The organism is Luteococcus sp. H91, from assembly GCF_038433135.1.
GTDB lineage: Bacteria > Actinomycetota > Actinomycetes > Propionibacteriales > Propionibacteriaceae > Luteococcus.
The window spans coordinates 76092-95890 of record NZ_JBCDMV010000024.1 but is presented as its reverse complement, the minus strand read 5'-3'; the positions used below and the strand labels follow the sequence as shown (position 1 = coordinate 95890).

At 68.9% G+C, this 19799-nt stretch carries 18 protein-coding genes; 15 read left to right on the top strand and 3 right to left on the bottom strand.

Annotation, left to right across the window (positions count from 1 at the left end; translation table 11 throughout):
* Window positions 1-111 precede the first annotated feature (111 nt).
* A complete protein-coding gene (locus AAEX57_RS13130) occupies window positions 112-1191 on the top strand; it encodes a DUF2332 domain-containing protein (RefSeq protein ID WP_342092727.1) in 1080 nt (359 codons plus the stop codon).
* On the opposite strand, the gene AAEX57_RS13125 is transcribed toward AAEX57_RS13130, so the two are convergent.
* Window positions 1163-1618 carry a hypothetical protein gene (locus AAEX57_RS13125; RefSeq protein WP_342092728.1) on the bottom strand — a complete coding sequence of 152 codons (456 nt, stop codon included), beginning with the start codon at window positions 1616-1618 and terminating at the stop codon, window positions 1163-1165. The genes AAEX57_RS13130 and AAEX57_RS13125 overlap by 29 nt on opposite strands.
* 413 nt (window positions 1619-2031) lie before the next feature.
* On the bottom strand, window positions 2032-2706 hold the full coding sequence (locus AAEX57_RS13120; RefSeq protein WP_342092729.1) for a pentapeptide repeat-containing protein: 675 nt from the start codon (window positions 2704-2706) through the stop codon (window positions 2032-2034).
* Between the two features lie 127 nt (window positions 2707-2833).
* On the opposite strand from AAEX57_RS13120, the gene efp reads away from it, so the two are divergent.
* Together efp and nusB are read left to right on the top strand one after the other, a co-directional pair.
* Window positions 2834-3397, top strand: coding sequence for an elongation factor P (gene efp / locus AAEX57_RS13115; protein WP_342092730.1), 564 nt, complete (start codon window positions 2834-2836; stop codon window positions 3395-3397).
* On the top strand, window positions 3397-3903 hold the full coding sequence (gene nusB, locus AAEX57_RS13110) for a transcription antitermination factor NusB (protein WP_342092731.1): 507 nt from the start codon (window positions 3397-3399) through the stop codon (window positions 3901-3903). The genes efp and nusB overlap by 1 nt, the downstream gene beginning before the upstream one ends.
* 63 nt (window positions 3904-3966) lie before the next feature.
* Here the strand turns inward: nusB and AAEX57_RS13105 are convergent, their stop codons facing one another.
* Window positions 3967-5010 (bottom strand): zinc-binding dehydrogenase, encoded by a 1044-nt coding sequence (locus AAEX57_RS13105; protein WP_342092732.1) that lies wholly within the window; start codon window positions 5008-5010, stop codon window positions 3967-3969.
* A gap of 106 nt (window positions 5011-5116) precedes the next feature.
* Between AAEX57_RS13105 and dhaL the strand changes: the two genes are divergently transcribed.
* The 12 genes from dhaL (at window position 5117) to AAEX57_RS13045 (ending at window position 19726) form a co-directional block, all read left to right on the top strand.
* Window positions 5117-6811 carry a dihydroxyacetone kinase subunit DhaL gene (gene dhaL / locus AAEX57_RS13100; RefSeq protein ID WP_342092733.1) on the top strand — a complete coding sequence of 565 codons (1695 nt, stop codon included), beginning with the start codon at window positions 5117-5119 and terminating at the stop codon, window positions 6809-6811.
* Window positions 6812-6889: 78 nt separating this feature from the next.
* Entirely contained in the window at window positions 6890-7573 is a 684-nt protein-coding gene (locus tag AAEX57_RS13095) for a hypothetical protein (protein WP_342092734.1), read from the top strand.
* 109 nt (window positions 7574-7682) lie between these two features.
* Entirely contained in the window at window positions 7683-8846 is a 1164-nt protein-coding gene (carA, locus tag AAEX57_RS13090; RefSeq protein WP_342092735.1) for a glutamine-hydrolyzing carbamoyl-phosphate synthase small subunit, read from the top strand.
* Complete coding sequence (gene carB / locus AAEX57_RS13085; RefSeq protein WP_342092736.1) at window positions 8846-12190, top strand: carbamoyl-phosphate synthase large subunit; 3345 nt, start codon at window positions 8846-8848, stop codon at window positions 12188-12190. The genes carA and carB overlap by 1 nt, the downstream gene beginning before the upstream one ends.
* A complete protein-coding gene (locus AAEX57_RS13080) occupies window positions 12187-13263 on the top strand; it encodes a quinone-dependent dihydroorotate dehydrogenase (RefSeq protein WP_342092737.1) in 1077 nt (358 codons plus the stop codon). The genes carB and AAEX57_RS13080 overlap by 4 nt, the downstream gene beginning before the upstream one ends.
* A 168-nt stretch (window positions 13264-13431) precedes the next feature.
* Window positions 13432-14241 carry an orotidine-5'-phosphate decarboxylase gene (pyrF, locus tag AAEX57_RS13075; protein WP_342092738.1) on the top strand — a complete coding sequence of 270 codons (810 nt, stop codon included), beginning with the start codon at window positions 13432-13434 and terminating at the stop codon, window positions 14239-14241.
* Window positions 14242-14390: 149 nt separating this feature from the next.
* A complete protein-coding gene (gene mihF / locus AAEX57_RS13070; RefSeq protein WP_342092739.1) occupies window positions 14391-14702 on the top strand; it encodes an integration host factor, actinobacterial type in 312 nt (103 codons plus the stop codon).
* 48 nt (window positions 14703-14750) lie between these two features.
* A complete protein-coding gene (gmk, locus tag AAEX57_RS13065) occupies window positions 14751-15326 on the top strand; it encodes a guanylate kinase (protein ID WP_342092740.1) in 576 nt (191 codons plus the stop codon).
* A gap of 88 nt (window positions 15327-15414) precedes the next feature.
* Window positions 15415-15759, top strand: coding sequence for a DNA-directed RNA polymerase subunit omega (gene rpoZ / locus AAEX57_RS13060; RefSeq protein WP_342092741.1), 345 nt, complete (start codon window positions 15415-15417; stop codon window positions 15757-15759).
* A 17-nt stretch (window positions 15760-15776) separates the two neighbouring features.
* Window positions 15777-17030, top strand: coding sequence for a bifunctional phosphopantothenoylcysteine decarboxylase/phosphopantothenate--cysteine ligase CoaBC (gene coaBC / locus AAEX57_RS13055; protein ID WP_342092742.1), 1254 nt, complete (start codon window positions 15777-15779; stop codon window positions 17028-17030).
* Window positions 17031-17114: 84 nt separating this feature from the next.
* On the top strand, window positions 17115-18314 hold the full coding sequence (metK, locus tag AAEX57_RS13050; RefSeq protein WP_342092743.1) for a methionine adenosyltransferase: 1200 nt from the start codon (window positions 17115-17117) through the stop codon (window positions 18312-18314).
* 146 nt (window positions 18315-18460) lie between these two features.
* Window positions 18461-19726 carry a threonine/serine ThrE exporter family protein gene (locus AAEX57_RS13045; protein ID WP_342092744.1) on the top strand — a complete coding sequence of 422 codons (1266 nt, stop codon included), beginning with the start codon at window positions 18461-18463 and terminating at the stop codon, window positions 19724-19726.
* Window positions 19727-19799 lie beyond the last annotated feature (73 nt).

The window sequence follows — 19799 nt, the reverse complement described above, 5'->3', positions numbered from 1 at the left end:
TGGGTGTGGATCTTTGGATCGGGGGGTGGGGGGTACCAGGACTTAAAGTCCCGGGCACTGTGCCGTCTGCGGCCTGACTCCGAGTCACCTTGCCATTGGTAGCCTCGCGGCATGAAGGGCGTACACATGTGGGCCGACGCGTCCATCGCCGAGCTCTACGAGTGGTTCGGCGACGAAACCGCACCGACCTCGCCGGTGTGGGGGGCCGTCTGCCGCTGGGTGGCGCACGAGCCGGAGCTGGCCGCCCTGCTGGATCCGCTGCCCGGCACGAAGCGTCAACCGAACCTCTTCCTGGGCGCATTGCGCTACCTGGACGCCCCACTGGAGCCGGGCCCGGGACTGCTCGACTTCGTGCGGCAGCGCTGGCCCGAGATCGAGCGGATCATCCTCACCCGGGCCACCCAGACCAATGAGCCGGCCCGCTGCGCGGGGCTGGTTCCCGCCCTGGGGCTGATCGAGCAGCAGACTCGTCAGCCGCTCGCCCTGATCGAGGTGGGCTGCTCCGCGGGGCTCTGCCTCTTCCCCGACCACTATGGCTATCGCTGGGAGCAATCCACCGGCGTCGTGGAAGTGCGGCCGACGGAGCAGGCGCCGGTCTTCCGCTGTGAGGTCACGGGACCGGCGCCGCTGCCCACCGAGCTGCCCAGGATCGGCTGGCGCGTCGGGATCGACCTGAACCCCTTGGACCCTGCCGACGAATCCGACGCCAGATGGCTGCGCGCCCTGGTCTGGCCGGGCCAGGAAGACCGGGAGCGTCGGCTGGCGGCCTGTCTGGAACTGACGGCAGGCCTGCCCGCCCAGCGGGTGCGCGGCAATGCGCTCGCTGTGCTCGAGGAGGTCGTCGACGCGGTACCGGACGGGATGACGCCCGTCCTGCTGCACTCCGCGGCCCTGGCCTACTTCCAGCGGGAGGATCGGGCGCGCTTCGTGGAGCTGGTGCAGGGGATGCGGTCACGTGGGGTCCGCTGGCTCTCCAGCGAGGGGGAGAAGGTGCTGCGGCCGATCCGTGACCGACTTGCCGAGCACGACGCCTGGCAGGGTGACCCGTCCTTCGTGATTGCGTTGGACGCGCACCCCCTGGCCAGGGTGGCGCCGCACGGCCAGTGGTTGGCCTGGCTGTCCTCCGGGAACCAGACGGTGGCCGCGAGCGACCCGATCGAGGTCAGCTTGCCCGACTTCGCCCCTTCTTGATCAGGCCGATCACCAGCAGGAAGATGCTGGCGATCATTCCCAGGATGGCGCCGATCAACGATCCGACGAAGACCGCGATGGTTCCCCCGTTCATCTGCTTGCCGATGAAGCCACGAAAGTCGTCGGAGGCCTCGCAGGTGACGCGGTACCGGCCGGCCTCGGGGGCAGTGAAACTCGCCACGCCGAAGTACTGGCGGCTGCCGCTGCTCGCGCTGACGCTGCTCTCCGACACCTCCACCTCGCCGGCGGGCCCCCGCACCTCGCAGGACGCGTCGGTGCGGGTGGTGCTCCACACGGTGCGGCCCTCACCCGCGTCGAGTTGCACGGAGGCGTAGCCGCTGGCCAATGACACCTTGTCGTCGTCGATGGAGGACACCCCCCTGATCAAGGACAGGACCCCGACGGCCAGCAGCACCAGGCTGAGCACCAGCAGGCCCGAGCCGAGCCAGACCAGGAGCCGACCACGCCGCGGCTAGTCCGGATCCGCAGGCTGTTGCGGCGGCTGGTAGCCCTGCTGACCCCAACCAGGTGCGTACCGTGGAGAGCCGCCTGCTTGAGGCCCCGGCTGTGGCTGTCCCGGCGGCGGGTATCCCGAATAGTGATCTCCCACCGGAGGGTAGGCGCCCGGCTGCGGTTGTGAGCTAGCCGGTTGACCGGGATTGGAGCCGATGCCGGGGTAACCGCCCGGGGCTGGCGGGTAGGGCTGGGTTGGTCGGTTGCGGGGTGACCGACCAGGGATCCTGGGAACTGGGTGGCTGCGACATCTCGGCTCCTCTGGGTCAGGTGGTGAGCACAGCCTAGGAAGAGGTTGGCTCACCCCGTCGGTGAGGGCCGGGCCGGTCAGTGGGCGATCAGCTGGAAGCCCAGCTGGGTTGCCATCTCCTGCGCAATCTCGGTGAGGTTGTCGACGTGGATTGTTGCGCCGCGCAGCCCGTCCAGCCCGCGGATCCCGGAGAGCTCGCCGCCCTGCAGCACCACCTGCTCGCAGCTGGCCTGGGTGAAGGTGGCATCGGTGAGCACACAGTCGGTGAAGGTGACGTCCAGCAGTCGGGCGTTGGTGAAGTCGGCGCCGGTCAGTTCACAGCCGAGGAACTCCACCCGGGTGAGACTGGCGAAGCGGAAATTGGCCATTCCCAACAGGCATTCGGTGTGCGAGACGTCGGCCAGGGTGCAGCCGGACAGGGCGAGCCCCACCAGCCGGCAGCGTTGCCAGGCCACGCGTTTCAGGCCCGACTCGGTGAAGGCAGCATTGGCCCCGTCCGCCCCGTCCAGCCGGACGTCCACCCAGGTGGTGCGGTACCAGTCGGAATCGGCCAGGCTGCCGCCGGCAATCTCCAGACTGACGAGTTCGGTGAATTCGCTGGAATGCGCGTCCAGTGCCAGCGCCCGGACGCGTTGTTCGGTGACCAGTTCGTCACTGCCTGCCTGCGCGGGGCCCACCTCGGCCACGTCGCTCAGGGTGACATGGCGCGGGCCGAGCTTCGGCGCCGTGGCTGGGCGGGGCAGGGCTTGCATGGCCGCCACGATAGCGAGGCGCGCCGCTGGGGCAACGCGGTGTCCACCGTCGGGTTAACCGGTGTGGGGCCTCGCGGGTTAAACTGTCGTGCCGAGCTCTCGGTAGACATCTGTGAAAGGGAAGTACGTGGTCTCCACCAATGATCTGAAGAATGGCATGGTCCTCGACCTGGACGGCCAGCTGTGGCAGGTGCAGTGGTTCCAGCACCACAAGCCGGGCAAGGGCAACACCGTCGTGCGCAGCAAGCTGAAGCACGTGCTGACCGGCAAGGTGGTTGACAAGACGTTCAACTCCGACACCAAGGTGGACACCGCCACGGTCGATCGTCGGGACATGCAGTACCTGTACCACGACGGCGACGGCTTCGTCTTCATGGACACCGAGAGCTACGACCAGATCACCATCCAGGAGGAGACCGTCGGCGACGCCAAGGACTACCTCCTGCCGGAGGCCGTCGCCACCGTCGCGATGCACGAGGGCAACCCGCTGTTCATCGAGATGCCCGCCTCGGTTGAGCTGGAGATCACCTACACCGAGCCGGGCCTGCAGGGCGACCGCTCCACCGGTGGCACCAAGCCCGCCACGCTGGAGACCGGCAAGCAGGTCAACGTGCCGCTGTTCATCACCACCGGCGAGAAGATCAAGGTCGACACCCGCACGGGCGAGTACCTCTCCCGCGTCAGCAACTGATGAGCGACGACGAGATCGTCGGGACCCCCGTTCCGGGGCGCCCCGACCTCCTCAAGATCTCCGCCGAGCCCGTGCCGGTGGTGCCCAATCCGCACCACAGCACCCGCACCAAGGCGCGCAAGAAGGCCCTGGACATCCTCTTCGAGGCCGAGCTGCGGGATCGTGACCTGCTGACGACGCTGGACGAGTACATCGCCCACGGTGAGCCGCCGGTGCGCGCCTTCACCGAGGAGATCATCCGGGGGATCGACGAGCACATGGGGATCATCGACCAGCGCGTCGCCGAGTGCTGCAGCGCCGAGTGGACGATGGAGCGGATGCCCCGGGTCGATCGGAACCTGGCCCGGATCGCCGTGTGGGAGATCGACTACTCCGAGACGGCCGACGAGGCCGTGATCTCGGAGGCCGTGGCCCTGGCCACCGAGTTCTCCACCGACGATTCGGCCTCCTTCATCAACGGCCTGCTGGCGCAGGCCATGCGGACCAAGAAGACCCCCGAGGCCTGAGGTCTCCACCAGTGCGGCCGCCGTGGTCACGGACCACGGCGGCCGCGCTGTGTGCGCGTCGACTCACCGCGGTTCGACGGCCACCTTCACGCCCAGTTGGTCCGCCACCGCCTGAACCGCCCGATCCACCTCGGTCAGGGCGAAGCTGTGGGTGACGATCTTCTCCGCGTCGATCGCCCCGGAGGCCAGGACCTGGACCGCGCGGTGGACGTCGCTGCGCCGGGCATTGGATCCGCCGGTGACCTGCAATTCCTTGTAGTGCACCAGGTTGGGATCCATCTCCACCGTGCTGCCCTTGGGGAAGCCGGCGAAGTAGTTCACCCGGCCCCCGACGCCCGCCAGGTGCAGGGCCTGGTTGGCCAGCGGCAGCGCCCCGATCGCCACCACCACCACGTCGGCGCCCTGGCCGTCGGTGACCTCGTCGACGACGGCCTGGAGATCCTCGGTGGTGGGATCGACGGCATGGCTGGCGCCCAGCTCCAGCGCGAGTTCCCGGCGGGGCGCGGAGCGGTTGGTGACGATGATCCGGCTGGCGCCCTGCGCCTTGGCCAGCTGGGTGTGCAGCAGGCCGATCGGGCCAGCGCCGAGCACCACCACCGTGTCCCCGGGGCGGGTGGTGAACTGGCTCGCGCCGTTCAGCACGCAGCTCAGCGGCTCGGCCAGGCACAGGGTCCGGGCGGGCATCTCGGGCGTCAGGATCACATTCCCGTGAGCCACGGCGTGCGCCGGCACCACCAGGTATTCGGCCAGGCCACCATCGATGGCGTAACCGATCAGTTCCAGGTTGGCGCAGAAGTGCTCCCGGCCAGCCAGACAGGCGGGGCAGCGGTTGCAGCTGACCACGATGGAGACCGTGGCCTGGGCGCCGATCGGGTAGCCGTCGACGCCGTCGCCGACTGCTTCCACCCGGCCGGCGATCTCATGGCCCAGCACGACGCCCGGCCGAATGCCCGCCGTCTTGGCGCCGCTGATCAGCCGCAGATCCGTGCCGCACAGCGTGGTGGCCTCGATCCGCAGCAGTACTTCGCCGGGCCCAGCTTCCGGGACGCGTCGACGGGTGAGCTGGAAGTCGTTGGGGGCATTCAGCACCGCTGCGTGCATATCCATGGCCCCGACTCTAGCCAGTGGCACCCTCACGAACTAGGGTGAATTTCACATGGCCTGTGTGAGTTTGGGCTCACGGGCGCCAGGACGACCAACCCAGGAGAACGCAATGACGCGTCTTGTGAACAATCCCGACGACTTCCCGGCCGAGGCGGTTGCCGGCTTCGCCGATGCCTTCAGTCAGTACGTGAAGCCCGTCTTCGGTGGCGTGGTGCGCTCCACCAGGACCCCGCAGGGCAAGGTGGCGCTGGTGGTCGGCGGCGGGTCGGGCCACTACCCGGCCTTCGCCGGTTGGGTGGGCCCCGGTTTCGCCGACGGTGCGGTTTGCGGCAACATCTTCTCCTCGCCGTCGGGTGCGCAGGCCTACAGCGTGTGCAAGGCCGCCGAGCGGGGCGCCGGTGTGCTGATCGGCTTCGGCAACTATGCCGGCGACGTGCTGCACTTCGGTCAGGCCGTGGAGCGGCTGAAGACCGATGGCATCGAGGCCCGAACCCTGCTGGTCACCGACGACATCGCCTCCGCGTGCCCCGAGGAGCACCTCAAGCGCCGCGGCATTGCCGGCGACCTGCCGACCTTCAAGATCACCGGCGCCGCATGCGAGGCCGGCTTGGACATCGACGAGGTGGAGCGGGTCTTCACCAAGGCCAACGACGCCACCCGCTCCTATGGCGTGGCCTTCGCCGGCTGCACCCTGCCCGGCGCCGACCATCCGCTGTTCACCGTCCCCGACGGCCGGATGGGGATCGGCCTGGGCATCCATGGCGAGGCCGGCGTCGACGAGGCGGACCTGGGCAGCGCGGACGAGGTGGCCAAACTGCTGGTCGACGGGCTGCTGGCCGATCACCCGGTCACCCAGGGTGACCGGGTGGTGGCCATCCTCAACGGTCTGGGCGCCAGCAAGTATGAGGAGATGTTCGTGGTCTGGCACAGCGTCCAGCGTTATCTGCGCGACGCCGGGCTGGACATCGCCCAGGGTGAGGTGGGGGAGTTCGTCACCAGCCTGGACATGGCCGGGATCAGCCTCACCCTGGTCTTCCTGGACGACGAACTGGAGCAGTACTGGTTTGCGGCCTGCGACACCCCCGCCTACCGTCGCGGCTCGGTGGGAGAGATCGAGCGGGACGACGCCGAGTTGCAGCAGGAGGCGATCAAGGCCACCGTTGCGGCGCCCGGCAGCGAGGGCTCGCAGCAGGTTGCGTGGGCCGTCACCGACGCCCTGGACGCCCTGGCAGTCCTGCTGGCAGACAAGGAACGGGAGCTGGGAGACCTGGATGCGGTGGCCGGGGACGGTGATCACGGCAGTGCCATGCACAAGGGATCCGCTGCGGCGGCCGCCACGGCCAAGGATCTGGCAGCGCAGCAGGCCGGTGCCCAGACCCTGCTGGCCGGTGCCGGCCAGGCCTGGTCGGATGCCGCGGGCGGCACATCCGGCGCCCTGTGGGGTGCCCTGTTGACCGCGATCGGTGCGGTGCTGGGCGATCAGGACGATGCCGACGAGCAGGCAGTGGGCACGGCCCTGACCGCCGCGCTGGACGCCGTGGTCCGGCTGGGCGGCGCCACGGTGGGGGACAAGACGATGGTGGACGCCCTGGCCCCCGCCGTCGACGCGTACCACGCCGCCACGGATCCGGCTGCCGGCCGGGCAGCCGCCGTTGACGCCGCGCGCCGGGGCGCGGAGAGCACCAAGGATCTGGTGGCCAAGGTGGGGCGCGCCCGTCCGCTGGGAGAGCGTTCGCTCGGCACCCCCGACCCTGGCGCGACGTCGTTGGTGATGGTGCTGGAGGCGTTGGCGGGGCGCTTCTGAGCTGAGGAGATGCTGGTGCCCGGGCGGCCGCCCGGGCACCAGCCAAGCACTGAGCCCGCGGGGCGGCACACTGATGCCATGAGACGTCCGATGATGGTCACCGGCACGCTGCTGCTCGCCCTGCTGGGAGGTTGCTCCGCGACAACCCCGGCCGAGCCCGCCGGCACCCGCACGTCGTCGGATCCCGGCTCGAGCATCCCCGCGGCCAGTGCCCCCGCCAGCACGGTTCCGGCCAGTGCAGCTCGGGCCAGCGCGGACCCCGAGGTCAGCGCCACGGCGGGGCCCACGGGGAGTGCCAGCAACCAGTCGAGCGCCACCACGGTCGCCCAGACCAAGGCCGACGGCGGGGTCACCGGCACCTCCGGCGCTGCCCACCTCTACTACATCTCCCTGGACGACGGAGGCGCCCTGGGTTGCGGCGACACGGCCGTGGCGGCGATCGCCCTGCCGGCCAGCAACACCCCGGTGCGCGACGCGATGACCAAGCTGCTGGCCAACCACTCGGAGGAACTGGGCATGTCCGGTCTGGCCAATCCGATCGGCCGGTCGCACTTGAGCTATGTGGACGGCAAGTACGACCGGTCGACCGGCCTGGTCACCGTCTGGCTGGAGGGGCGCTTCTCCCAGTCCGGCACCTGCGACGATCCGCGGCTGGAGGCCCAGCTGGAGATGACCGCCATGAGCGCGGCGCCCGGAGCCAGCAAGGCGCAGGTCTTCATCAACGGCAAGAAGCTGGAGAGCTACCTGGACATGCGCGACTGACGATCCCATTCGCGGGCGAACTGGCGTGACGGCATCCCGGTGCTGATAGGGTTCCCGTCGATCAACTCACCCGCAAGGCCTTGCCCGGCTCGGGCAGGGGAGGATGGCCATGACCTCGTCCCAGTTCGCCTCACAATCGTCGGTTCCCGCGATTCTGGTCCTGGAGGATGGCCGCTTTTTCCGCGGCGAATCCTTCGGAGCCACGGGTACCACTTTCGGGGAGGCAGTCTTCTCCACCGGCATGAGTGGTTACCAGGAGACGCTGACCGATCCCAGCTACCACCGCCAGGTGGTCGTCGCCACCGCGCCGCACATCGGCAACACGGGGTGGAACGACGAGGACGACGAGTCCCAGCAGATCTGGGTGGCCGGCTATGTGGTGCGCGACCCCGCCCGCGTCGCCTCCAACTGGCGCAGCCGCCGCACCCTCGACGAGGAACTCATCCGGCAGCAGATCGTCGGGATCAGCCAGATCGACACCCGCGCCCTGACCCGTCACCTGCGCGAACGGGGCGCGATGCGGGTTGCGATCAGCACCGAGACGCTCGATCCGGAGGCCCTGAAGCAGCAGGTGCTGGCCCAGCCCGAGATGGCCGGGATGAACCTGGTCGACGACGTCACCACCCCCGAAGCTGTGGTGGTTCCCGCCAACGGCGAGAAGTTGTTCACCGTCGCCGCCATCGACCTGGGCATCAAGTCGAACACCCCGCGCCGGATGGCCGAGCGGGGGATCGAGGTGCACGTGCTGCCCGCCGGCACCACCATGGAGCAGATCGACCAGCTCCGGCCCGACGGCGTCTTCTTCTCCAATGGCCCCGGCGACCCGTCCACCGCGGAGCACGCCACGGCCCTGCTGCGCGAGGTGCTGGCCGCCAAGTACCCCTACTTCGGCATCTGCTTCGGCAACCAGATCTTCGGGCGCGCCCTGGGCTTTGGCACCTACAAGCTGAAGTACGGCCACCGCGGCATCAACCAGCCGGTGATGGACCGCACCACCGGCAAGGTGGAGATCACCGCCCACAACCACGGCTTCGCCGTCGATGCACCCACCGACCAGGCCACCGAGACCGACTTCGGCAGCGTCACCGTCAGCCACCTGTGCCTGAACGACGACGTGGTGGAGGGCCTGGAACTGCGTCGCGACGGCGAGCTGGTCGGCTTCAGCGTCCAGTACCACCCCGAGGCCGCGGCCGGCCCGCACGACGCCGATTATCTGTTTGACCGTTTCACCGACGTGATGGTCGCCAGCAAGAACCAGGAAGGCAAGAACTGATGCCAAAGCGCACCGACATCAACTCGATCCTGGTGATCGGCTCCGGCCCGATCGTGATCGGCCAGGCCGCCGAGTTCGACTACTCCGGCACGCAGGCCTGCCGGGTGCTGCGCGCGGAGGGCTACCGGGTGATCCTGGTCAACTCCAACCCGGCCACCATCATGACCGACCCGGAATTTGCCGACGCCACCTACGTCGAGCCGATCACCCCGGCCTTCGTGGAGAAGGTTATCGCCAAGGAGCGTCCCGACGCGATCCTGCCCACCCTGGGTGGCCAGACGGCGCTCAATGCCGCGATCGCCCTGCACGAGAACGGCATCCTCGAGAAGTACGGCGTGGAGATGATCGGCGCCAACTTCGACGCCATCCAGCGCGGTGAGAACCGTGAGATGTTCAAGGAGATCGTCGAGTCCCTCGACGTTCCCGGTGGCGAGGCCGGCGTGGCCCGTTCCGCGATCTGTCACAGCATGGACGAGGTGCTGGCCGCCGCCGAGGAACTCGGCTACCCCGTGGTGGTGCGGCCGTCGTTCACCATGGGCGGCCTGGGGTCCGGCTTCGCCCACGACGAGGCCGAGCTGCGCCGCATTGCCGGCGCCGGCCTGGATGCCAGCCCCACCACGGAGGTGCTGATCGAGGAATCGATCCTGGGTTGGAAGGAGTACGAGCTGGAGGTGATGCGTGACCGCAAGGACAATGTGGTCATCGTCTGCTCCATCGAGAACCTGGACCCGATGGGCACCCACACCGGCGACTCGATCACCGTCGCGCCGTCGATGACCCTGACCGACCGCGAATACCAGTTCATGCGCGACGTCGGCATCGCGATCATCCGCGAGGTGGGCGTCGACACCGGCGGCTGCAACATCCAGTTCGCCATCAACCCGGTTGACGGCCGGATGGTCGTCATCGAGATGAACCCGCGCGTCTCCCGCTCCTCGGCTCTGGCCTCGAAGGCCACCGGCTTCCCGATCGCCAAGATTGCCGCCAAGGTGGCCGTCGGCTACACGCTGGACGAGATCGACAACGACATCACCGGCAGCACCCCGGCCAGCTTCGAGCCCACCTTGGACTACGTCGTGGTGAAGGTGCCGCGCTTTGCCTTCGAGAAGTTCCCCACCGCCGACGACACCCTCACGACGCACATGAAGAGCGTCGGTGAGGCGATGGCCATCGGCCGCAACTTCACCGAGGCGCTGGGCAAGGCCCTGCGTTCGCTGGAGGATCCCAAGGCCCCCTTCCTGCTGACCATGCCCACCCGCAGCAAGGATGAGCTGCTGGCCAGCGCCTCGCGTTCCCACGACGGCCGCCTGGGCGAGGTCTTCCAGGCGTTGATGGCCGGTGCCAGCGTCGAGGAGGTCTTCGAGGCCACCAAGATCGACCCGTGGTTCATCGACCAGCTGGTCGCGTTGAGCGAGATTGCCCGCGAGGTGGCCGATGCCCCCGAGCTCACCCCCGAGTTGCTGCGTCGGGCCAAGCGGCACGGCTTCTCCGACGCGCAGATCGCCGCCGCCCGTAAGCTGTCCACGGACGTGGTCCGCGGCGTGCGCTGGGCGCTGGGCATCCGCCCGGTCTACAAGACGGTGGACACGTGTGCCGCCGAATTCGCCGCCCAGACCCCCTACCTCTACTCCTCCTACGACGAGGAGAGCGAGGTGGCGCCGCGCACCAAGACCGCGGTGCTGATCCTGGGCTCCGGCCCCAACCGGATCGGTCAGGGCATCGAGTTCGACTACTCCTGCGTGCACGCGGCGATGGCGCTGTCGGAGGCCGGCTACGAGTCGATCATGGTCAACTGCAACCCGGAGACCGTCTCCACCGATTACGACACCTCCGACCGGCTGTACTTCGAGCCGCTCACCCTGGAGGACGTGCTGGAGGTCTACCACGCCGAATGCCAGGCCGGCCCGGTGGCTGGCGTGATCGTCCAGCTCGGTGGCCAGACCCCGCTGAAGCTCGCCCAGCAGTTGAAGGACGCCGGGGTGCCGATCGTCGGTACCAGCCCCGAGGCGATCCACCTGGCCGAGGAGCGCGGCGCCTTCGAGGCGGTGCTGGCCGACGCCGGCCTGCGCGCCCCGGCGCACGGCATGGCCGTCAGCTTCGACCAGGCGCGCAGCGTCGCCGAGCAGATCGGCTACCCGGTGCTGGTGCGCCCCAGCTATGTGCTGGGCGGCCGCGGGATGGAGATCGTCTACGACGAGGCCAGCCTGCAGCGCTACATCTCCAGTTCCACCCTGATCAGCGCCACCAGCCCCGTGCTGGTGGACCGCTTCCTGCTGGATGCGGTGGAGATCGACGTCGACGCCCTCTACGACGGGACCGAGCTCTACCTGGGCGGGGTGATGGAGCACATCGAGGAGGCGGGGGTGCACTCCGGTGACTCGGCCTGCGCGCTGCCGCCGATCACGCTGGGCAGCGAGGTGATCGACCAGATCCGCACCTCCACCGAGGCGATCGCCAAGGGCGTCGGGGTGCAGGGCCTGATCAACATCCAGTTCGCCCTGGCCGGCGACGTGCTCTACGTGCTCGAGGCCAATCCGCGCGCCAGCCGCACTGTGCCCTTCGTCTCCAAGGCCACCGCCACCGGGCTGGCCAAGGCGGCGACCCTGATCATGATGGGCGCCAGCATCGCCGGGCTGCGGGAACAGGGCGTGCTGCGCAGCGGCGTCGACGGGGCGCACACCTGGCCCGGCGCACCGATGGCCGTGAAGGAGGCCGTGCTGCCCTTCAACCGCTTCCGTACCGCCGACGGGCACAACGTCGACACCATCCTGGGCCCGGAGATGCGCTCCACCGGCGAGGTGATGGGGCTCTCCCAGACCTTCGGCGAGGCCTTCGCCAAGGGCCAGATCGCGGCCGCGCAGTTCCTGCCCACCTCCGGCACCTTCTTCGTCGCCATGGCCAACAAGGACAAGCGGCACTCGATCTTCCCGGTCAAGCGGCTGCACGATCTGGGCTTCACCATCCTGGCCACCGAGGGCACCGCGGCCGTGCTCAGCCGCCAGGGCGTCAGCACCACGGTCGTCCGCAAGCTCTCCGACGGGCGTGGCCCCAACGGCGAGCCGACCATCGTCGACCTGATCCGCGACGGCAAGGTGGATGCGGTCTTCAACACCCCCGGCAAGCCCACCGGATCCGAGCGGGCCGACGGCTACGAGATCCGCGCCTCCTCTGTGGTGCACAACGCCCCGTGCATCACCACGGCTCAGGGGCTCGCGGCCACCGTCCAGGCGGTCGAGGCGCTGTGTGCCGAGGCGGCCGATCCCGAGGCGCACCCGATCGGCGTGAAGTCGTTGCAGGAATGGGCGGACGACGTCGAGGCGGCGATCGCGAAGGCCGAGCAGTGAACGAGCTCGCCACCCGGGCGCTGCTGCTGGGCTACCGCAATGCGGTGCGGCCCGGGCTCTTCCGGCTGCGCGACGGCGACCCGGAGAAGATCCACGAGGACATGATCCGAGTGCTCGGTGCCGCTGGTGCCGTGCCCGTGCCGATCCGACGGCTGGGGGGCCGGGCGCTGGGCGCGGCCGGGCAACAGACCGTGGTGGCCGGCGTCAGCTTCCCCGGCCGGGTCGGCGTCGCCGCCGGACTGGACAAGCAGGGCGTCGCGGCGCGCGCCTGGGCCGGCCTGGGCTTCGGCTTCGCCGAGCTCGGCACCGTCACCGCGCAGGCCCAACCCGGCAACCCCAAGCCCCGGATCTTCCGGGCCAAGCAGTCCCAGGCGATCATCAACCGAATGGGCTTCAACAACGGGGGAGCGGCGGATCTGGCCCGACGGCTGGACGGCTGGGGCGTGCGCCGCGGCAATCGCGCCGTCGGCATCCCGCTGGGGATCAGCCTGGGCAAGACCAAGATCACCCCGCTGGAGGGGGCCGTCGAGGACTACCTGACCAGCCTGAGACTGCTCGCCGACAAGGCCGACTACATCGCGATCAACATCTCCAGCCCCAACACCCCGGGGCTGCGCAAACTGCAGGACGGCGACGCCCTGCGCGAACTGACCCGGGCGCTGGTGACCGAGACCAAGACGCTCGACCCGAGCAATCCGGTGCCGATCTTCGTCAAGGTGGCGCCGGATCTGTCCTGGGATGCGCTCTACGAGGTGATCGGCACCTGCGAGTTGGCCGGGGTCAGCGGACTCATCGCCACCAACACCACCCTGGAACGGCACGGCTTGGTGGGCGCCGACGTGAAACTGGCCGACGAGGCCGGTGGCCTGTCCGGCGCCCCGCTGACGGTGCGCTCGCGGCAGATGGTGGCCAAGATCGTGCAGCACTCGTCGCTGCCGGTGATCGGGGTGGGCGGGATCATGACCCCCGCCGACGCCCGGGCGATGTTCGACGCCGGTGCCCAGCTGGTGCAGGTCTACACCGGCTTCATCTACAACGGCCCCGCCCTGGTCAAGGGCATCAATCAGCTCTGACGAGGCACCCTCGTCAGAGCGCAAGAGCGAGGAAGTCGCTTCGCTCCGCTTTGCCGGTTCCGGGCAAGCGCACCGGCTCCTTCGTCGCCTGCTTGCCCGGGATGCTCTCGGTTCGTTCCTCACCGTCGAGCATCGCTCCATACGCAGGACTATCGAACAGGAGAGATCGTGAACTACTCAGAACGGCTCAAGGCAGTCACCGCAGAGCGGGGCGCGCTGTGCGTCGGGATCGACCCGCACCCGCAGATCCTGGCGGCCTGGGGGCTGGACGACGACGTCAAGGGCCTGGAGGTCTGTGCCCGTCGGATGGTCGAGGCGCTGGGGGAGCACGCGGCGGTCTTCAAGCCACAGAGCGCCTTCTACGAGGTGCACGGCTCGGCCGGGATCGCCGTGCTGGAACGGGTGCTGGCTGACGTCCGGCAGGCCGGGGCGCTGAGCATCCTGGACATCAAGCGGGGCGACATCGGCTCCACCATGGCCGGCTACGCCCGGGCCTATCTCACCGACGAGGCCCCGTTGCGGGCCGACGCGATCACCCTGAGCCCCTACCTGGGTTTCGAGTCACTGCGCCCGGCCATCGACCTGGCGCACCAGAACGGCCGTGGCCTCTACCTGCTGGCCCGCACCAGCAATCCCGAGGGCGGGGACGTGCAGTTGTCCACCACGGCGTCGGGTGCCAGCGTCTCCCAGTTCATGGTGGACGCCGCAGCGGCGGAGAACGAGCGTTCCGGGCAGTACGCCATCGGCCTGGTGGTGGGCGGGACGCATGCCGATCCGGGCTGCGACGTGAGCGCCTTCAACGGCTCGATCCTGGTGCCGGGGATCGGTGCCCAGGGTGGCACGATCGACGGCCTGCGGGAGATATTCGGCGATGCCGTCGGCAAGCTGCTGCCGTCGGCCAGCCGCCAGGTGATGTGCGGCGGGCCTGACCAGGAGGGGCTGCGCGCGGCGCTGGCCGGGCTGCTGGGCCAGGGCTGAGGCCGCGGGTTCACCAAGCGTTCACCCCACCGGGGGCGACATTGCTCACATGTGCCCCCAAAACGGCTGCGGCAAGCGGTTTTCGACTGTAGCTTTGGGATCGGACCGGGCTGCGGGGACTGCCCGGCAACACGGATTGGAGACCTGTCGTGGCGATTCCCACCCTGTCACCCGAGCAGTTGCAGGCCGCACGTGAGGCGGCCACCCAGGCCCGTCGCGCGCGGGCTGACCTGAAGGAGAAGGTGCGCTCCGGGACGCTCAGCCTGGGGCAGGCGCTGGACATCGCCGCGAAGGACGATGTGCTGGCGCACGTGAAGGTGGTGGACCTGCTCAAGGCCATGCCGAGAGTGGGTGACAAGCGCGCGACCGAGATCATGGAGCGCCTGGAAATTGCGGCGAATCGCCGAGTGCGGGGGCTGGGACGTCACCAGGTGGCTGGCCTCAAGGCCGAATTCGAGTAACCTCGGCCCAGCAGGAAGATCCAGCATCGACGAAGGAGTGCTCGTAGCGTGACCGAGCAGCAGCAATCGCCGGCCGCGCCGCGGGTCAGCGTCATCAGCGGCCCCACCGCCGTCGGCAAGGGCACGGTCGTGACCCGGCTGAAGCAATTGCACCCGGAGGTCTACGTCTCCGTGTCCGCCACCACCAGGGCGCCGCGCGTCGGCGAGGTGGACGGCGTGCACTATCACTTCGTCACCGACGAGCGCTTCGACGAGCTGGCCGCCACCGACGGGTTGTTGGAGTGGGCCGTGGTGCACGGCAAGCACCGCTACGGAACCCCACGCGGCCCGGTGGAGGCCGCGGTCGCCGCGGGGCGTCCCGTCGTGCTGGAGATTGACCTGCAGGGCGCGAGGCAGGTTCGGCAGAGTTATCCGCAGGCGCAGCAGATCTTCCTGGATCCACCGTCCTGGGAGGAATTGGTGCGACGTCTGGTGGGTCGCGGCACCGAGACCGAGGCCCAACGGGAGCGCCGGCTGGAGACCGCCCGGGAGGAACTGGCTCGCAAGGGGGAGTTCGACCACGTCGTCGTCAACCATGAAATCGATCAAACCGTGCAGGATTTGGTAGGCTTGCTGGGCTTGTGACCTCTGGGACGAGAAATCGTCACCAGACCACCACCTCCCGGCTCCTGCAGGATCCCGGGCAACCCGCACCATCGAACGAAGGTTCACCTTGACCACACACATTCCCGAGGGCGTCACCAACCCCCCGATCGACGAGCTGCTCGACAAGGTCGATTCCAAGTACCGCCTGGTGCTGTTTGCGGCCAAGCGCGCGCGTCAGATCAACGCGTACTACTCGCAGCTGGGCGAGGGCCTGCTGGAGAATGTCGGCCCGCTGGTGGAAACCGGTGTGCAGGAGAAGCCGCTGAGCATCGCCATGCGTGAGATCCAGGCCGACGTGCTGGAGTGCACCGAGATCGATCCCGAGGCCGAGGCAGCCGCCCGCGCCGAGGCCGCGCAGGATCCCGAATTCAGCATGATCGCCGATCCCTTCGGCGACATCGACCCCGCCTGATCCCCAGGGAATCGGGCATGGTCACCCCCGATGCCACCGGTCGTCGAGTAGTCCTCGGCGTCGCCGGTGGCATCGCCGCATACAAGGCCTGTGAGGTGGTGCGCCGGCTGCGCGACGCCGGCTGCGATGTCACCGTCGTGCCCACCGCCCATGCGTTGAACTTCGTCGGGGAGACGACGTGGGCCGCGCTGAGCGGCAAGAAGATCAACACCGACGTGTGGAGCGACGTCACCGAGGTGCCGCACGTCCGGCTGGGGCAGACCGCCGATCTGGTGCTGGTGGTACCCGCCACCGCCGACCTGCTGGCCCGCGCCGCCACCGGCCGCGCCGACGACCTGTTGACCAATGTGCTGCTCACCGCGCACTGCCCGGTGGCGATGTTCCCCGCGATGCACACCGAGATGTGGGAGCACGCCGCCACCGTCGCCAACGTCGCGACGCTGCGCAGCCGCGGCGTCGTGGTCAAGGATCCCGATTCTGGCCGCCTGACCGGCGCCGATTCCGGCCCGGGGCGGCTGCCCGAGCCGGCCGAGATCGCCGAGATCGCGTTGCAGTTGCTGGCCGGTGGCGCACCTGCCGCTGCCCAGGCCGCGGCGCAGGACCTGGCCGGCCGGCATGTGGTGGTCTCCGCCGGTGGCACCCACGAGGCGCTCGACCCGGTGCGCTACCTGGGCAACTCGTCGTCGGGGCTGATGGGCGTCGCGATTGCCCGGCAGGCCGCACTGCGCGGTGCCCGAGTGACCCTGGTGGCAGCCGCCATGACCGCGGAGCCGCCGTCGGGCGTGGCCGTGGAGCGCGTCGTCTCCACCGGTGACCTGGCGACGGTGATGCAACGGCTGGCCGGCGAGGCCGATGTGCTGGTGATGGCCGCCGCCCCCGCCGACTTCACCCCGCAACAGGCGGCCGACAGCAAGATCAAGAAGGACGGCGACGGTGGACTCACCCTGCACCTGGTGCAGACCACCGACGTGCTGGCCACCCTGAGTCATGCCAAACAGGGTCACGCGAAACGCGATGGCCAGGTGATCGTTGGCTTTGCCGCGGAGACCGCCACCAGCCGGGAGAACCTGCTGGAGCTGGGCCGCTCCAAGCTGGCTCGCAAGGGCTGTGACCTGCTGGTGCTCAATGACGTCTCGTCCGGCAAGGTCTTCGGCCAGCCCACCACCCAGGTGACGGTGATCGACAACGACCGGATCCTGGCCGAGAGGACCGGCAGCAAGGCTGCCGCGGCCGCCGCCATTATGGACGCCGTCGCGGGGTTATTACAGTAGAACTTGCCCCTGCCGCGCGGGGGCCGTGGTTGGGCATGTGGCCCAGCAGATACACGTAGAGGGCTGGGCTTGTTGCCCGGCAGAATGGAGCAACCCGTGAGCAGACTGTTCACATCCGAATCCGTGACCGAGGGCCATCCGGACAAGGTGGCTGACGCGATCAGCGACGCCGTGCTGGACGCCATGCTGGAGGCTGACAAGGGCTCCCGCGTTGCGGTCGAGACTCTGGTCACCACCGGTCTGGTGGTGGTTGCCGGTGAGGTGACCACCGAGGCCTATGCCGACATCTCCGGCCTGGCCCGCCAGACTGTGCTGGACATCGGCTACGACTCGTCCGACAAGGGCTTCGACGGCCGTTCCTGCGGCGTGAGTGTCGCGATCGGTTCCCAGTCGCCCGACATCGCGCAGGGCGTCGACAAGGCCTTCGAGAACCGCACCGGCTCCGGCGACGCGCTGGACATGCAGGGTGCCGGCGACCAGGGCCTGATGTTCGGCTACGCCTGCAATGAGACCGCCAGCCTGATGCCGCTGCCGATCGACCTGGCGCACCGGCTCTCCGAGCGGCTGACCGCCGTGCGCAAGGACGGTGTGCTGGACTACCTGCGCCCCGACGGCAAGACCCAGGTCACCATCGACTACGACGAGACCGGTCACCCGGTGGGCATCGACACCATCGTCGTCTCCACCCAGCACGCCGAGGGCATCTCGATCGAGAAGACCATCACCCCGGATCTGGTCAAGCACGTGATCGAGCCCGTGCTGGGCAACTACGAGCTGCGTAGCCGCGGGCTGAAGACCTACGTCAACCCGACCGGCAAGTTCGTGATCGGCGGCCCGATGGGCGACGCCGGTGTCACCGGCCGCAAGATCATCGTCGACACCTATGGCGGCATGGCCCGCCACGGTGGCGGCGCCTTCAGCGGCAAGGATCCGTCGAAGGTGGACCGCTCCGCGGCCTATGCGATGCGTTGGGTGGCGAAGAATGTGGTGGCCGCCGGCCTGGCCGAGCGCTGCGAGGTGCAGGTGGCCTATGCCATCGGCAAGGCCCACCCGGTGGGTTTCTACGTCGACACCTTCGGCACCGGCACCGTCTCCGAGGCGCAGATCCGCGACGCCGTGCTGGAGGTCTTCGATCTGCGCCCCGCCGCCATCGTGCGCGACCTGGACCTGCTGAACGTGAAGTACTCGACGTTCACCGCCTACGGCCACTTCGGCCGCCAGCTGCCCGGGATGAACTGGGAACGGCTGGACCGCGTCGATGCCCTGAAGGCCGCGATCCGCTGATCGACTGACGCCTGTGGCGTCGTCCGACGTCGCATTGAGGGGCTTGCTGACGCATTGAGGTGGGTAGAACCACCTCAATGTGCACCCAAGCCTCTCAATGGTGGTCAGACCGTAGGGCGGCGGCGGGGGTGGCTACTGTGTGCGCTGTGAACCCCGATCCACCGGCCTCATCGTCTGCGCAGGCCAGCTCCACCCGTCGCCTGTTGGCCTATGCGGGGGCATCGCTGATCGCGGGCGGCGCCACCGTGACCGACGCGGAGAACGAGGTCCGACGGCTGGGGCGTCGCCTCGGGCATCCCAACGTGCAGGTCTCCGCCTACCCGACCACGCTCACCCTCGCGCTGGATTCGGGTGAGCCGGCGACGGTGGAACGGATCGACGGTGGTATCCGGCTGGACCAGTCCCTGGAGGTGGGGCGGATCCGGCAGGACCTGTTGGAGGGCCGGCTGGGAATCCAGGAGGGCGTGCTTGCGCTCGCGAATGCGCGCAACAAGCCGCACCTCTATGGCCCGTCCGGCTTCTTCGGCGGGCTCTTCCTGGTGTCGATGGGAATCTGCCTGATCATGCAGCCCGCCTGGCCCAATGTGCTGCTGGCCGGCTTGTGTTCACTGCTGGTGAGCATGCTGATGCGTGCCTCCGGCCGACACGCGTTGCTCGCTGCCCTGCTGCCCACGCTGGCCGCCTTCGTCGTCTCGCTGCTGGTGCTCGGCGCCTGGCGCATGGGGCTGGTCGACGGCCCACTGCGCACCCTGATCTGCCCGATCGCCGTCCTGCTGCCCGGCGCCCTGCTGTCCACCGGCATCGCCGAGCTGGCCACCGGCGCCGTGGTCTCCGGCACCGCCCGGTTCTTCCACGGCATGGTGCAGTTGTTGCTCTTCGCTCTCGGTGTGGTGGCCGCCGGCCTGCTGCTCGGGGTACCGCCGTCGGCCCTGGTCAACACGCGATTGCAGGAGATCGGGCTGTGGAGCCTGCCGCTGGGGCTACTGCTGATCTCGCTGGGGATCACCCTGTCGGAGTCGGTGCCGTGGCAGATGTCGCTGTGGACCACGCTGGTGCTGAGCTGCACCTTCGCCACCCAACTGGTCGGCCAGACCTACGGTGGCTCGCTACCGGTGGGCGCCTTCTGCGGCGCGGTGGTGGCCAGCTTCCTGTCGACCGCGATCGAGGCGACGCGGCGCGACGTGCCCCGACTGATCACTTTCCTGCCCAGCTTCTGGCTGCTGGTCCCCGGCACGCTGGGGCTGATGGGCATCACCACCATTGGGTTGGGCACCGGTCACGCCGACGCGGTGATCGCTGTGATCACCCTGGTCACGTCGATCGCACTGGGCCTCTTGGTCGGTTCGGCCCTGGCGCTGCCACTCAAGCGGGTGGCCCGTCGCATGCGTCACCTGGCCATGCTGCGCCGCTGACCCACGTCGCGGGTCGGCAACCCTTCGGGTGGGATCGGGAAATGTCGGAGCCACCCCCTAGCATCGGGTTCGT

Bases quoted from the DNA above. Each gene is read 5' to 3' on its own strand.
- AAEX57_RS13130 (WP_342092727.1), top strand. From the start codon at position 112: ATGAAGGGCGTACACATGTGGGCCGACGCGTCCATCGCCGAGCTCTAC.
- AAEX57_RS13120 (WP_342092729.1), bottom strand. From the start codon at position 2,706: ATGCAAGCCCTGCCCCGCCCAGCCACGGCGCCGAAGCTCGGCCCGCGC.
- nusB (WP_342092731.1), top strand. From the start codon at position 3,397: ATGAGCGACGACGAGATCGTCGGGACCCCCGTTCCGGGGCGCCCCGAC.
- AAEX57_RS13105 (WP_342092732.1), bottom strand. From the start codon at position 5,010: ATGGATATGCACGCAGCGGTGCTGAATGCCCCCAACGACTTCCAGCTC.
- dhaL (WP_342092733.1), top strand. From the start codon at position 5,117: ATGACGCGTCTTGTGAACAATCCCGACGACTTCCCGGCCGAGGCGGTT.
- AAEX57_RS13095 (WP_342092734.1), top strand. From the start codon at position 6,890: ATGAGACGTCCGATGATGGTCACCGGCACGCTGCTGCTCGCCCTGCTG.
- carA (WP_342092735.1), top strand. From the start codon at position 7,683: ATGACCTCGTCCCAGTTCGCCTCACAATCGTCGGTTCCCGCGATTCTG.
- carB (WP_342092736.1), top strand. From the start codon at position 8,846: ATGCCAAAGCGCACCGACATCAACTCGATCCTGGTGATCGGCTCCGGC.
- coaBC (WP_342092742.1), top strand. From the start codon at position 15,777: ATGGTCACCCCCGATGCCACCGGTCGTCGAGTAGTCCTCGGCGTCGCC.
- metK (WP_342092743.1), top strand. From the start codon at position 17,115: ATGGAGCAACCCGTGAGCAGACTGTTCACATCCGAATCCGTGACCGAG.